The 12,686-nt window shown below is 71.1% G+C and carries 10 protein-coding genes; 2 read left to right on the top strand and 8 right to left on the bottom strand.

Annotated features, from left to right (window positions below; all coding sequences use genetic code 11):
• Positions 1-15: 15 nt before the first annotated feature.
• The 6 genes from J2X60_RS04620 to J2X60_RS04595 form a co-directional block, all read right to left on the bottom strand.
• On the bottom strand, positions 16-966 hold the full coding sequence (locus J2X60_RS04620; protein WP_396127713.1) for a carbohydrate ABC transporter permease: 951 nt from the start codon (positions 964-966) through the stop codon (positions 16-18).
• Between the two features lie 110 nt (positions 967-1,076).
• A complete protein-coding gene (locus J2X60_RS04615; protein WP_309777201.1) occupies positions 1,077-2,435 on the bottom strand; it encodes an extracellular solute-binding protein in 1,359 nt (452 codons plus the stop codon).
• 121 nt (positions 2,436-2,556) lie between these two features.
• Positions 2,557-3,399 (bottom strand): PhzF family phenazine biosynthesis protein, encoded by an 843-nt coding sequence (locus J2X60_RS04610; protein ID WP_309886629.1) that lies wholly within the window; start codon positions 3,397-3,399, stop codon positions 2,557-2,559.
• A 158-nt stretch (positions 3,400-3,557) separates the two neighbouring features.
• On the bottom strand, positions 3,558-5,960 hold the full coding sequence (locus tag J2X60_RS04605; protein WP_309886628.1) for a lamin tail domain-containing protein: 2,403 nt from the start codon (positions 5,958-5,960) through the stop codon (positions 3,558-3,560).
• 190 nt (positions 5,961-6,150) lie between these two features.
• A complete protein-coding gene (locus tag J2X60_RS04600; RefSeq protein WP_309777205.1) occupies positions 6,151-7,395 on the bottom strand; it encodes an ROK family protein in 1,245 nt (414 codons plus the stop codon).
• A gap of 20 nt (positions 7,396-7,415) precedes the next feature.
• On the bottom strand, positions 7,416-9,455 hold the full coding sequence (locus J2X60_RS04595) for an acyltransferase family protein (protein ID WP_309886627.1): 2,040 nt from the start codon (positions 9,453-9,455) through the stop codon (positions 7,416-7,418).
• Positions 9,456-9,531: 76 nt separating this feature from the next.
• Here J2X60_RS04595 and J2X60_RS04590 point away from each other — a divergent pair, with 76 nt between their 5' ends.
• Both J2X60_RS04590 and J2X60_RS04585 read left to right on the top strand, forming a co-directional pair.
• Positions 9,532-9,990 carry a GNAT family N-acetyltransferase gene (locus J2X60_RS04590; RefSeq protein WP_229085242.1) on the top strand — a complete coding sequence of 153 codons (459 nt, stop codon included), beginning with the start codon at positions 9,532-9,534 and terminating at the stop codon, positions 9,988-9,990.
• A complete protein-coding gene (locus tag J2X60_RS04585; protein ID WP_309886626.1) occupies positions 9,987-10,322 on the top strand; it encodes an MGMT family protein in 336 nt (111 codons plus the stop codon). Before J2X60_RS04590 ends, J2X60_RS04585 begins: the two co-directional genes overlap by 4 nt.
• Before the next feature lie 9 nt (positions 10,323-10,331).
• Here the strand turns inward: J2X60_RS04585 and J2X60_RS04580 are convergent, their stop codons facing one another.
• Both J2X60_RS04580 and J2X60_RS04575 read right to left on the bottom strand, forming a co-directional pair.
• Positions 10,332-10,757 (bottom strand): DUF805 domain-containing protein, encoded by a 426-nt coding sequence (locus tag J2X60_RS04580; protein ID WP_309886625.1) that lies wholly within the window; start codon positions 10,755-10,757, stop codon positions 10,332-10,334.
• A 120-nt stretch (positions 10,758-10,877) separates the two neighbouring features.
• A complete protein-coding gene (locus J2X60_RS04575; protein ID WP_071294800.1) occupies positions 10,878-12,686 on the bottom strand; it encodes an ABC transporter ATP-binding protein in 1,809 nt (602 codons plus the stop codon).

The raw sequence follows: 12,686 nt of genomic DNA, 5'->3' as shown, positions 1-12,686 counted from the left end.
GGGCTGTGATGGCCATCAGTCCACCTCCGGCTTCAGTGCCTTGATGTAGATGATCGAGAACACCGCGCCGACCACGAGCAGGATCGTCGCGATCGCCGTCCCGAAGCCGAGCTGCGAGAACTTGAACGCCTCTTGGTAGGCGAGGATCGGCAGCGTGGACGAGTCCGTCCCGGGGCCGCCGGCGGTCATCACGTAGATGAGGGTGAACACCGACAGGGTCTGCAGCGTCGTCAGCATGAGGTTCGTCGAGATCGACCGACGGATGACCGGCAGCGTGATGTAGACGAGGCGCTGCCACCCGGTGGCGCCGTCGACCTCGGCGGACTCGGTGATCTCCTCGGGGACCTCCTGCACGGCGGCGGAGTACACGAGCATCGAGAACGCGGTGCCGCGCCAGATGTTCGCGAGGATGACGGCGAGCATCGGGTACGTGTAGAGCCAGTTCGGCCCGTTGATGCCGATCGACGCGAGGAACTCGTTCAGCGTCCCCTTGTCGTTGAAGAACGCGTAGGCCGCGAACGACGCCACGATCTCGGGCAGCACCCACGCGGCGACGACGAACGTGCCGACGACGGCGCGGACGACCTTGTGGGCACTGCGCATGAGGAGCGCCAGCGCGAGGCCGAGCACGTTCTGCCCGACCACGGCGGAGGCGAGCAGGAAGACGATGGTGAGGATGACGGACTTCGGGAAGTCCGGGTCCTGGAACAGCTCGACGTAGTTCTTCAGGCCGACGAACTGCTGGTCGGCGGCGCCGACCCCGGTCAGCGCCGAGTTGGTGAACGACCCGTAGAACGAGGAGATGACCGGGCCGAGCAGGAAGATGACGAGCAGGACGACGGCGGGGAGGAGCGGGACCGCTCGTCCCACGTTCCGCAGCGGCTTCCGCTTGCGCGGGACCGGCGGATCGGTGCGCTTCGGCGCACCGGGCGCCGACAACGTCGGCGCGAGGGGGGTGCTGGACACAGTGGTTGCCTTCCGGGTGCGGAGGGGGTTCCGAAGGTGGGTGGGGTCGGACTGGAGGCGCGGCGCACGACGCGAGCCGCGCCTCCAGTCCGTCAGGTGGTGCCGTCCCGTCAGCCGGAGACGGTGTTGTCCTTGCCGACCACCTGTTCGACGGACTTGTCGTACGCGGCGGCCGCCTGCTTCGGTGTCTGCTGCCCGGTCATGACCGACTCCATCGCCACCTGGATGGCGTTGGACACCTGGGAGTACTCACTCGTCGCCGGGCGGAAGTTCGTGTGCTCCACGAGCCCGGAGAAGAACTTGAACGTCGGGTTGGACGCGTCGTACGTCGGGTCCTCGGCGACGTCCTTGCGGACGGCGATCTGGCTGTTCTCGATGTCGTACTTCAGCGAGCCCTTCTGGTTGAGGAAGGTCGAGATGAAGTCGAACGCGGCCTGCGGGTTCTTCGAGTTCTTGCCGACCGCGAGGGTCCAGCCACCGGACATCGAGTTGTAGCCCGGCTCCTGGCCGTTCTGCGTCGGCATCGGTGCCTGGCCCATCACGTCCGACCACTCGGGCCACGGCGCGGTGCCGGACTTCAGCCACGTCCCCGACTGCCACGACCCGTCGAGGTCGATCGCGAGCTGGCCCTTGGGGAGCCACGTCTGCGCGATCGTGGTGCCGACCTGGCTGTCGAGTGCCTGCTGCGGTGTCGGGCCGAGGCCGCCCTGGTAGACGTCCTTGATGAACTGCAGCGAGTCCTCGAACTGCTTCGAGCCGGTGACCCACTTCTTGTCCTTGTAGAGCGTGTTGCCGGAGCCGTCCGCGCCGTACAGGAGCATCTCGAAGCCCTGCATCGTCGACGCCTCGCCCTGGGGCTTGCCGGAGTAGACGTTGAACGGGATGACGCCCGGGTCCTTCTCCTTGATGGTCTTCGCGGCCGCGAGGACGTCGTCCCAGGTCTTCGGCTGCCACGGGACGGGCAGGCCGACCTTCTTGAAGATGTCCTTGTTGTACCAGAGGGCCCGGGTGTCGGTGCCCATCGGGATGCCGTAGGTCTTGCCGTCGACGCCTTCACCGGCCTGCTTGGCGTTGTCGTAGAACTGGCTCCAGTCCTTCCACTTCGCCGTGTACTTGTCGAGCGGCAGGAGGTAGCCGGCCTGTGCGTCGGCCTTGATGAGGAAGGTGTCCTCGTACATGACGTCCGGTGCGGTCGCCGGCGCCTTGTTCATGAGCGCGAGCTTCGTGTAGTAGTCGTTCTCCTGCGCCTGGATCGGCACGAGTTCGACCTTCTTGCCCGGGTTCTCCTTCTCGTACTCCTTCTTGACGACCTTCATCTGGGCGTCGAGCTGCTGGAAGGCACCGAACTTCTGGTACGCGATCTTGATGGTGTCGCTCGAGGCAGAGCCTGAGCTGGAACAACCAGCCAGACCGACCGCGGCGACTGCCACGGCTGCGAGTCCGGCGATGATTCGGGTGCGGCGTTTCATCGGTGCTCCTTTGCACGGGATGTTCGCGGGCTCCGTCACCCGCGCGCAGGATTACTCCACCGTATTTACTTATCCGTGTCAAGAGTCGGTTCGTGTCGATTCGGTCACGCTCCCGGACCGCTCAGACCGGAGTGGCACCGCCCGTCACCGTGATGCCGCCGGTCGCCGGGACGTCGACGAGCAGCACGCTCGGCCGTCCGACGTGCCGGCCCTGCCGGATCACCACGCGGTCACCGGGCTGCACGACCCCGATCTCGCGCAGGTAGGCGCCGGTCGACGCCGCCGCCGAACCGGTCGCCGGGTCCTCGGTGATCCGGCCGGCCGGGAAGAGGTTGCGCGCCTCGTACTCCAGCGCGCCGGTGCGGTGCAGGACCGTGACCGTCCCCGCCCAGCCGGCCTCGCGCTTGAGAGCCGCGAGGGGCTCCGGGGCGAAGCGGAACTGGTGGAACAGCTCGACGTCGGCGAGCACGATCACCGGGTGCCAGTTGCCGGCGAAGGACTCGAGCACCGGGAAACCCGCCGCGACGTCGTCGACCGTCAGGCCGAGCAGGGCGAACAGGCGGTCGCGGAGGTCGGGGTCGAGCGGCCGGGACGCCGGCTGGACGCTCGTCATCGCGACCTGCACGCTGCCGTCCGGAGCGGTCGTGGCGTCGAGGGCGATCTCCCCCGCGGCGGTCGTGAAGACCCGGCGCCCGAGGCCCTCGCGCTCGGCGAGCACCACCGCCGTGGCGATCGTGGCGTGGCCGCAGAACGGGACCTCGGCCGCCGGCGAGAAGTACCGCAGGCGCGGGCCCGTGGGGGTCTGCCCGGTGACGAAGGCGGTCTCGGGGTACCCGACCTCCTGCGCGATCGCGAGCATCTCGTCGTCGGAGAGGTCGGCCGCGTCGAGCACGATGCCGGCGGGGTTGCCGCCACCCGGCTCGGCGGCGAAGGCGGTGTACCGGAGGATCTCGTTGTGCACCATGCGACCGTACCGCCGCGGGCGCGTGGGCCTCGCGGGCCGATCGCGGGCGCGTGGCTCGCGGGCGTCGGGGCTCGCGGGCGTCGGGGCTCGCGGGCGCGCGTTCGTGAGCAGGAACGGTCGGGTCCGCATCACGAACCCGACCATTCCTGCTCACCGGGTCACTCCGAGGCGGGGGTCCCCCGGCGCCGACGGAGCACGAGCACGCCCGCACCGGCGGCCAGGAGCAGGAACGCCGCCACGGCGCCGACCCCGAGCCCCCCGGCGCCCGTGAACGCCAGCGCGCCGGTCACGGGGTCGATCGTGATCGTGGTCCAGCCCAGCACCGTGCCGTCCTCGGCGGTCACCACGATGCGGTGTTCGCCCGCGGGGGCGTCGGCCGGGATGGTCGCCGTGACCGTTCCGTCCGCCGCGACCGTGGCGGTCCCGAGCAGCGTCGGCGTGGAGAACATCCAGACGTGCACCTGCTGCCCGGCGTACCGGGTACCGACGTCGATCGTGATGGTCTCGCCGGCGCGTGCCGTGGCCGGGGCGGTGAGCGTGCCGCGGTTCGCCTCGGTCAGGGACGACTCGGACGGTGCAACGGGCGCACCCGAGGGCGAGGCGCCCGCTGCGGGGGTGGAGCCACCCGGCGCGGTGTCGCCCGGGGCGGGCGTCGACCCGCCACCCGGCGTCGGGGTCGGGACCGGGGTCGGCGTCGTGCCACCGTCGCCAGGCATCCCACCGTCGCCCGGCGTCGACGAGTCGCACGGGTAGGTGCCCGTCCGGAGCGAGAACCCGTCCGTGTCGTTGTCGTCGGCGTAGAAGGTCGCCCGCGAGCCACCACTGCAGACACCCGAGATAGCGAAGCCCTCGTTCGCCAGCGTCCGGTCGGCGTTCGACGGCGCCTCGTACACGGTCGTCGCCGCGAAGGCCCCGTCGGCCACCTCGTACAGCGCCGTCCGGCCGGAGCACGCGTCGTCGCAGACCACCCAGAGTGCGTCGAGCGTCGGGTCGAACTGGACGTCCGCGACGACGGAGAACGGCGTCGCGATCGTGGCCACCCGCTGGAAGGCGCCGTCGGACATCAGGGCGTACGCGTACACGCTGGCCGTGCCCTCGACACCGACGAAGAACAGCCCGTCGCCGTGTCCGGTGTAGGTCGCCGGCGTGTACGCGGCGCCGGTGTGCTCGTCCGCGAAGCCGTGCGCGGTGAGCCAGGAGTCCGGGATCCAGGTGACGCCCTCGAGGCCCGCGTTCGCGCCGAGCCCGGGGAAGTCCGCCGCGAGGTTCCACTCGTCGGTGGCGTCCAGCGTCGACTGGGAGCCGTCGGTGGTGGCGAAGCGCAGGACGGCCGGGCGGCTCGTGGACGACACGTCGTTGTTCCGCTCGGTCGAGACGTAGACCGCGCCGGGGTCGTCGGACGTGACGGTGACGCCCTCGGCATCCGGGGTGCCGGAGCCGTCGGCGTGGTGCAGTTCCGTGCCGTCCGCGTTCGAGGGCGCCCATCCGCCCTCACCGTCGGACACGAGGTGGTAGAGCAGCCCGTCTCCGTTCTGCACGGCCCAGAGCTGCCCGGCGGCCGAACCCGAGGTCGTCCAGTCGATGCCGCTCAGGTCATCGGTGAAGGTGTCCTCGTCGTCGAGCACCCGCTCGTCCGGACCACCGGGCCACGCCTCGGCGGTGACCACCCCGGCGAACCGGTTCGCGGCGCCCTTGGTCGGCGCCGAGGTCTCCGCGAACGCGCCGGTGCCGTCGGGGTTCCGGCCGTACGTCGTCGCGGCGTGCGCGCTCCACGTGTACGAGTCGACGACGTCGCCACGAGGATCGAAGACCCGCGCCGAGTCCGCCTTGCCCAGCCCGAACCCGAAGTCCTGCTCGTCGAGGACGGTGAAGCCGCCCGGTGCGACGGTCGTCCCGGTCGGGATCGTGTACGCGTGCGTGTCGTCGCTGTCCCGGAACACGTACCCACCGAGGTCGACCGTGGTCGTCCCGACGTTCGTCAGCTCGACCCAGTCGCCCGGGGTCCCACCGTCGGACTCCACCTCGTTGATGCGCACCGGCGAGGAGCAGTCGTTCGCCGCACCCTTCGTCGACGCCGTGGTGTCCACGAGCGCGCCGGTCCCGTCCGGGCAGCGCCCGTACGTCACCGCGGCGTGCGCCGTCCACGAGTACCGCAGCACGAGGTCGCCCGCCGGGTCGTAGAGCCTGGCGGTGTCGGCGCCGCCGAGCCCGAAGTCGAAGCCGGGAGCGGTCGCCGACACCTGGTCGATGACGAAGTACCCGCCGGCGCCGATGGTCGAACCGGCGGGCAGGACGTACGCCTCGTGCGAGCTGTCGTCGTCGAGGAACGCGTACCCGGACAGGTCGATCGCCGCCGACGAGGTGTTCCGGAGCTCGACCCAGTCGGTGTCGTCACCGTTCGACTCGACCTCGTTCACGACGAGTCCGTTCGGGCTCGCGGCGCCCACGGACGGGTCGTCGTCACCGACGGCAGCGGAGGCGGGCGACGTCGTCAGCACGCCGGCGGCGACGACGAGGGCGGCGGCGACGGACGCGCCGAGGCGCAGAGCACGGGGATGCATGCAGAGTCCTTCTCGGGAGTTCGGGGGGGGACCTGCACGACTGTTCAGCATCCGGGCATCCGGCCGGTGGCGGCGAGGTGAACGACGGGTGTCGCGCGCGACGCGGGGAACGGCACCGTGTGCCGGACGGGAGGCGCGGGTCGGGACCGCACCGCGCCTCCCGTCACGGGCTGGTCGCGACCGACCTCCGTCAGCGACGGATGAGGAGGGTGCTCGCCCGCGGCGACAGCGCCGCGTCGAGGACGAGGCAGGCCGCGCCGACCGCGGCCACGTCCGCTCCGCGACCGCTCTCGGTCACGACGACGGGGTGCTTCGGCACGAGCAGCGGCGAACCGACGATCGCCTCGCGCGCAGCGGGGAGGGCCGCGCTCGCGATCCGCGACCAGAACGGGCCGCCGAACACGACGCGGTCGATGTCGAGCAGGTTGACGATGAGGACGACCGCGTTGCCCATCACCGTCCCCGCCTCGGCCGCGAGTCCGACGGCGACCGGGTCCCCGGCGTCGATCGCCGCGCCGAGCGCGTCCCAGGCACGGTCGACCGCGGCGACGTCCGCGGGTGCGCCGCCGAGCGCGAGCCCCCGGGCCTGCGCGATGTGCACCAGGCGATCCGGTGCCACCGCCGCGCCGACCTCCCCCCGCGTGCCCTCGCCGTCCGGCGTCCCGGCGAGCGAGCCCTGGTCGACCATGATGTGCCCGGCGTCGCCGGCGTTCGACCCGACCCCGCGGACGGGCTCGTGGTCGACGGCGAGGCCCACGCCGAAGCCGGTGCCGAAGTACACGAAGGCGAAGTTCCGCGCGGAGGACTCCCCGGCGAGGAACATCTCCCCCACCACGGCCGCCGTCACGTCCTTCTCGAGGAGGACGGGGTACCCGGTCGCCTCGGCGAGCGCATCGCGCAGGGGGACGTCGCGCCACCGCGGCAGGAAGGGCGGGTCGAGCACCACGCCGGCGTCGACGTCGATGGGTCCGGGGCTGGCGATGCCGACCCCGAGCACGGCCTCGACGTCGACGCGCGCGCCCGAGACGAGCTCGTCGATCGCGGTCGCGATGGTCCGGACGACCTCGGACGGGTCGTCCGCGGTCGGGGTCGACGTGGTGCTCGACGCGACAACGGTGCCCGCGAGGTCGAGCAGCACGTACGTCACGACGGCCGGGTCCACGTGCACCCCGACGGCGTAGCGGCTGCCGGCCTCGAGCCGCAGGATCGTGCGGGGCTTGCCGCGACCGGACACGACCGTGCCCGACTCGGCGATCATCCCCGCCTCGATGAGGAACCGCGTGACGTTCGACACGGTCTGCGCGCTGAGGCCCGTGCGGGACGCGAGCTCGACGCGGCTCAGCCCGTCCGGCGAACGGCGCACGGCGTCGAGCACCACCGTCCGGTTGAACCCGCCGATCGACGGGAGGTTCGCCCCGCGCCGATGCTCTGCCATGCCGCGACCATACCGCGCTGTCACCGCTCGGCGAGCACCGCTTCGCGGAGGACCACGGCGAGACGCTCGGAGAACTCGAGCGTGATGTGTTGGCCGTCCTTCCGGATCAGGACGTCGTCCGCGAGGACCGGGCAGCGGCCGTCGACGCAGTACCAGCCGCTCGAATCGACGAAGTCCACGCCCGGCCGGGACTCGGCGACTCGACGCTCGGCAGCGGCTCCGAGCTGGTACGCGTCCGACAGCTCCGAGGTGCACGCGTCCGGCCCGTTCAGACGCAACGCCGCACACTGCGACGGGTCCCCACCCTGCGGCACCGCGGCGACGAAGACGACCCGGGCGCCCGATCCGGCGACGGCGTCGACGAACCGACCGGCGGCGGCTTCCCACTCGCGCGCAGCCTCGGGCAGACTCGGGCGCCCGACGAGCTGCGCGACCCCGTCGTACCCGTGGGTGACGACCACGATGTCCGGCGTCGTCTCGTTGATCTCGTCGATGGCAGCGGCCCGTTGCTCATTGCACCGCCTGCGATCGTCGTCCGACTTCCCGCGCACGGCGATGTCGAGCATCGGACAGCCGCTGGCGGTCAACCCGCGCACGATCGAGTCATGTCCGAAGGCCCCGACAGCCGCGGGCATCAGGGCGACCCCCACGGAGCTCCCCACGACCGTGACCTGTCGGACGGGATCATCCGCCGCGAAGCGACACGGCCCGGGATCGCCGATGACAGTCCGGTCGCACGCCTCGTACCCTTGCGGCGGCCCCGGCACCAGTTCGTCCAGCGCCGGGGTGAGTCCGACCGGCCACTGCTCCGACCGGAGACCACTCCCGAGCGCGGCACCGAGGGACCGCGGGGTCCAGGGTTCGGCGACCGCGCTGTCCACCCCGTCGCCGACCCGCTCGGTCTGCGGGGTCGGGGCTGCCGTGAACGTACCCGTCCCGAACGCCACCACCGCGAACGCCGCGACCGAGGCGACGACGCGGACGGTCGCACCGGCTCGGAGTCCGACCCGCATCGCCGGGAGTTCCACCCAGCGGCGTGACAGTCCGCCGAGGACGAGCCCGACGAGGACGGCCGCGCTCCCGGCGATCACCCGCTGCTCGGGGAAGACGTACGTCGCTGCGACGATCGCCGGGAAGTGCCAGAGGTAGATCGAGTACGACGCTTCACCGACCCACTGCACCGGGCGCCACCGGAGGACAGGGAGCGGAGGGAGCCCCTGCCCGGAGACGAGCACCACGATCGTTCCCACGACCGCCAGGACCGCGTCGGGGACCGGGACGGCATCCGCACCAGGGGCGGTGAGGGCGGCGACCCCGATGATCCCGAGCCCGGACAGGACGCCGCCGACGCGGATGCGGGCCGGCACGCGCTGCGTCCGCGCACCGACTGGGACCGAGAGTGCTCCGAGGGCGGCTCCGGCGGCCAGTTCCCAGAGACGCGATCCCGTGTCGAAGTACGAGGCTGCTGGCGCGGTCGTCCCCGCCGACGCGGCCCAGGCCACGGACGCGACGAGCACGAGCACCGAGGCCGCGACGGCGATGCGTCGGACCGAGACGGCGTCGGGTCGACGGAGCGATCGCCAGAGGACCGCCACGAGCAGCGGGAACACGACGTAGAACTGGAGCTCGACACTGAGCGACCAGAAGTGCTGGAGGGGGGACGTCGAGGACGCCGACGCCCAGTAGTCGGCGTCACGGCCGAGGAACACCCAGTTCACGATGCCGAGCGCGGCCGCTCCCGAATCGCGCAGGACGGACGCGGCGAGCGGCTGGCGGAGCGCGGCCACAGCGCCGATCGCCACGACGGCGAGGGTCAGCACCGCTGCCGGGAACAGCCGCCAGAAACGCCGGCGGAGGAAGCCGCCGAGTGCGAAGCGTCCGGTTCGCACCCGTTCGGACACCATCGATCGCGCGAGCAGGTACCCGGAGAGCGCGAAGAACACGTCGACGCCGACCCACCCACCGATCGGGACGCCGAACGCGTGGACGCCGACGACGAGCAGGACGGCGACTGTCCGCAACGCGGTGAGGTCGTGGCGGATCCGTCGATCGAAGGTCATGATGTTGACATATTACATGTCATGCGTTGGGATCGGTAGTGGCCCCCGCACGGGTCGCACGGCTACCCTGAGCGGCATGACGGACCTCCGCCTCGAAGAACTCTCCGCGTCGACCGCTGCGGCGGCGAACTCCCTGACGCTCAAGCCCGGGCAGGAGCAGTTCGTGCAGCCGACGACCTACGGCGTCGCGGAGTCGGACGTGAAGCCGAGCTCGGCGTGGACGCGCGTGGTCCTCGACGGCGACGAGGTCGTCGGCATGATCATCGGCACCTTCGACGAGGACAACGCCGAGGAAGAACTGCGCAGCGCGATCTGGCGCGTCAACGTGTCCGCGACGGCCCAGGGTCGGGGCGTCGGTCGCTTCGCGGTGCACGGCCTCGCCGACGAGGCCCGCAACCGTGGGCTCGAGCGCCTCACGGTCGTGTACGAACCCGGTGGCGACGACAGCCCCGAGGCGTTCTTCCGCGCCGTCGGGTTCGAGGTCGTGCGCGAGACCCAGTACGGCGACCACTTCGCGGTCCTGCCGCTGGTGTGACCGAGGCTCCCCCCGACGACTTCGGCGCAGCCGTCGCCGAGGTCGTCCGGCTCATCCCGGCAGGTCACGTGATGACCTACGGCGACGTGGCCGCGGTGCTCGGCTCCCGGGCGTCGCGTGCCGTCGGCAAGGTCATGGCGCACGAGGGCTCCGACCTGCCGTGGTGGCGCGTGGTGCGGTCCGGCGGCCTGCCCCCGGTGCACCACGAGGCCCGGGCGCACGAGCACTACCGCGCCGAGGGCACCCCGCTCGTGCAGGGGACGACGACCTGGAGGATCGACATGCGTCGGGCGCGCTGGTCACCCGCCACGGACGCGGACGACCCGTTCTGAGCGGTGCCCTCACGCGTCGAAGCGTGCGCCCTTCGGGTTCGACGGCAGCAGGCACACGACGAAGAGCACGAGCGAGCCGATGCCGACCACCACGTGCAGGAACTGCCAGAAGCCGGAGAGGTTCGCGTCGTGCAGCCGTCGGGCGCCGAGGGCGAGGGACCCGATCAACGTCGCGAGCCCCCAGAGCACGAACAGGTAGGAGCCGACCGGGTTCTCGAGCACGGGGGTGTCCGGCGTGAAGACCTGCGGCACGAGCTGCAGTACGAGGCCGATCGCGAGCGACGTGATCCACCACCACCAGAACTCGGAACGGGAGGCCCGCCCGGTGAACACGGTGTACTTCCGCCAGAACCGCCGGACGGCCTCGGTGAAGGGTGCCCCGTAGAAGGGGTCGCGCAGGGCCACGCCGCCGGGCTGCACGCTGTCGTCGCTCATGGGTCAACCCAACCACGTGGAACCACGAATCCGACGTTGAACCAGCGCGAGTGCGTGGTTCCACGTCGGATCCGTGGTTCGTCCGACAGCGCCGATCGACAGTGCCGATCGACGGTGCCGCTACACGAGCGAGTCCCGCCAGGCCGCGTGCAGCTGCGCGAACCGTCCGGTCCCGGCGATGAGGTCGTCCGGCGTGCCGTCCTCGACGATCCGGCCGTACTCCATCACGAGCACCCGGTGCGCGATCGCCACGGTCGACAGCCGGTGCGCGATGATCACCGCGGTCCGGTCGGCGAGCAGCGTCTCGAGCCCCTCCTGCACGAGCCGCTCCGACGGGATGTCGAGCGACGCCGTGGCCTCGTCGAGGATGAGCACCTTCGGGTCCGCGATGAACGCCCGGGCGAACGACAGGAGCTGCCGCTGCCCGGCCGACACCCGGCCACCGCGCTTGTTCACGTCGGTGTCGTACCCGTCGGGCAGCGCCATGATGAACTCGTGCGCGCCGACCGCCTTCGCCGCCGACTCGATCTCGGACCGTGACGCCCCCGGCTTGCCGAGCGCGATGTTGTCCGCGACGGTGCCGGAGAACAGGTACGCCTCCTGCGTGACCATGACGATCGCGCGGCGCATGTCCTTCGTGTCGAGGTCCCGCAGGTCCACGCCGTCGAGCTTCACCGAGCCCTGCGACGGGTCGTAGAAGCGCGCCATGAGCTTGGCGAGCGTCGACTTGCCGGCACCGGTCGACCCGACGAGCGCGATCGTCTGCCCCGCCGGGATGTGCAGGTCGAACTCGGGCAGGACGACCTTGCCCTTGTTGTACGCGAACACGACGTCGTCGAAGTCCATCCGCCCGGTGGCGTCCGGCAGCTTCACCGGCTTCGCGGGGTCCGGCACGCTCGGCCGCTCCTCGAGCACGCCCGAGATCTTCTCCATCGCGGCCGAGGCCGACTGGTACCCGTTGTAGAACATCGCGAGTTCCTGGGCCGGGTCGAAGAAGCGCTTGGCGTACAGCGCGACCGCGAGCAGCGCGCCGACCTCGAGCGTCCCGCCGACGATCCGGAAGCCACCGACGACGACGACCGCGGCCAGTGTGACGTTGCCGATGAGCACGAGCACCGGGTCGAAGGTCCCGAACAGGTTGAACACCTTCGTGTTCGCCTGCCGGTAGTCCTCGACGTAGCCGCCGTACTCGTCGCGGTTGCGGGACTCCTTGCGGAACGCCTGCACCGCCCGGATGCCCGTCATCGTCTCGACGAAGTGCACGATCACGCGCGCCGAGGTGACACGGGTGGCGCGGAACAGCGTCTGCGAGTTGGACTGGAACCAGCGGATCAGGAACCACAGCGGCACGAGCGACACCGCGAGCACGAGCCCGGACGTCGGGTCGAGCGCCACGAGCGCGATGGCGGTGAACACCATGTACAGCACGCCCTGGATGAGCTGGTTCAGCCCGGAGTCGAGCAGCTCGCGGATCGAGTCGAGGTCGCTCGTCTGGCGGGAGATGATCCGACCGGACGTGTAGGTCTCGTGGAACTCGAGCGAGAGCCGCTGCGTGTGCAGGAACACCCGCTTGCGCAGGTCGAACAGGATCGCCTGGCTGATCCGCGCCGCCAGCACCGTGTACCAGGCCGTGAGCACGGCACCGAGCACCGCCACGACGATGTACGTCGCGACGACGCCGAACGCCGGCACCCAGTCGTTCTGCTCCATCACCGCCGGCAGCGCGTTGTCGATGCCCCAGGCGATGAGCGCCGGGCCCGCGACCGTGCCCGCGGTCGAGACCACGACCACGACGGCGAGGACGACGAGCCGGGCCTTGAGCGGCGCGGCGAGCGACCCGAGCAGGGCGAGGGAGCGGCGCCGCAGGCGCTTGCTCTCCGCCTTGGTGAAGTCCTCGCGCTCCTCGCCGCGCACGCCGAGCGTGGTGAT

Source organism: Curtobacterium sp. 320 (assembly GCF_031455235.1).
Classification (GTDB): domain Bacteria; phylum Actinomycetota; class Actinomycetes; order Actinomycetales; family Microbacteriaceae; genus Curtobacterium.
The sequence above is the reverse complement of the archived record's forward strand: the minus strand, read 5'-3'. Positions and strand labels throughout refer to the sequence as shown.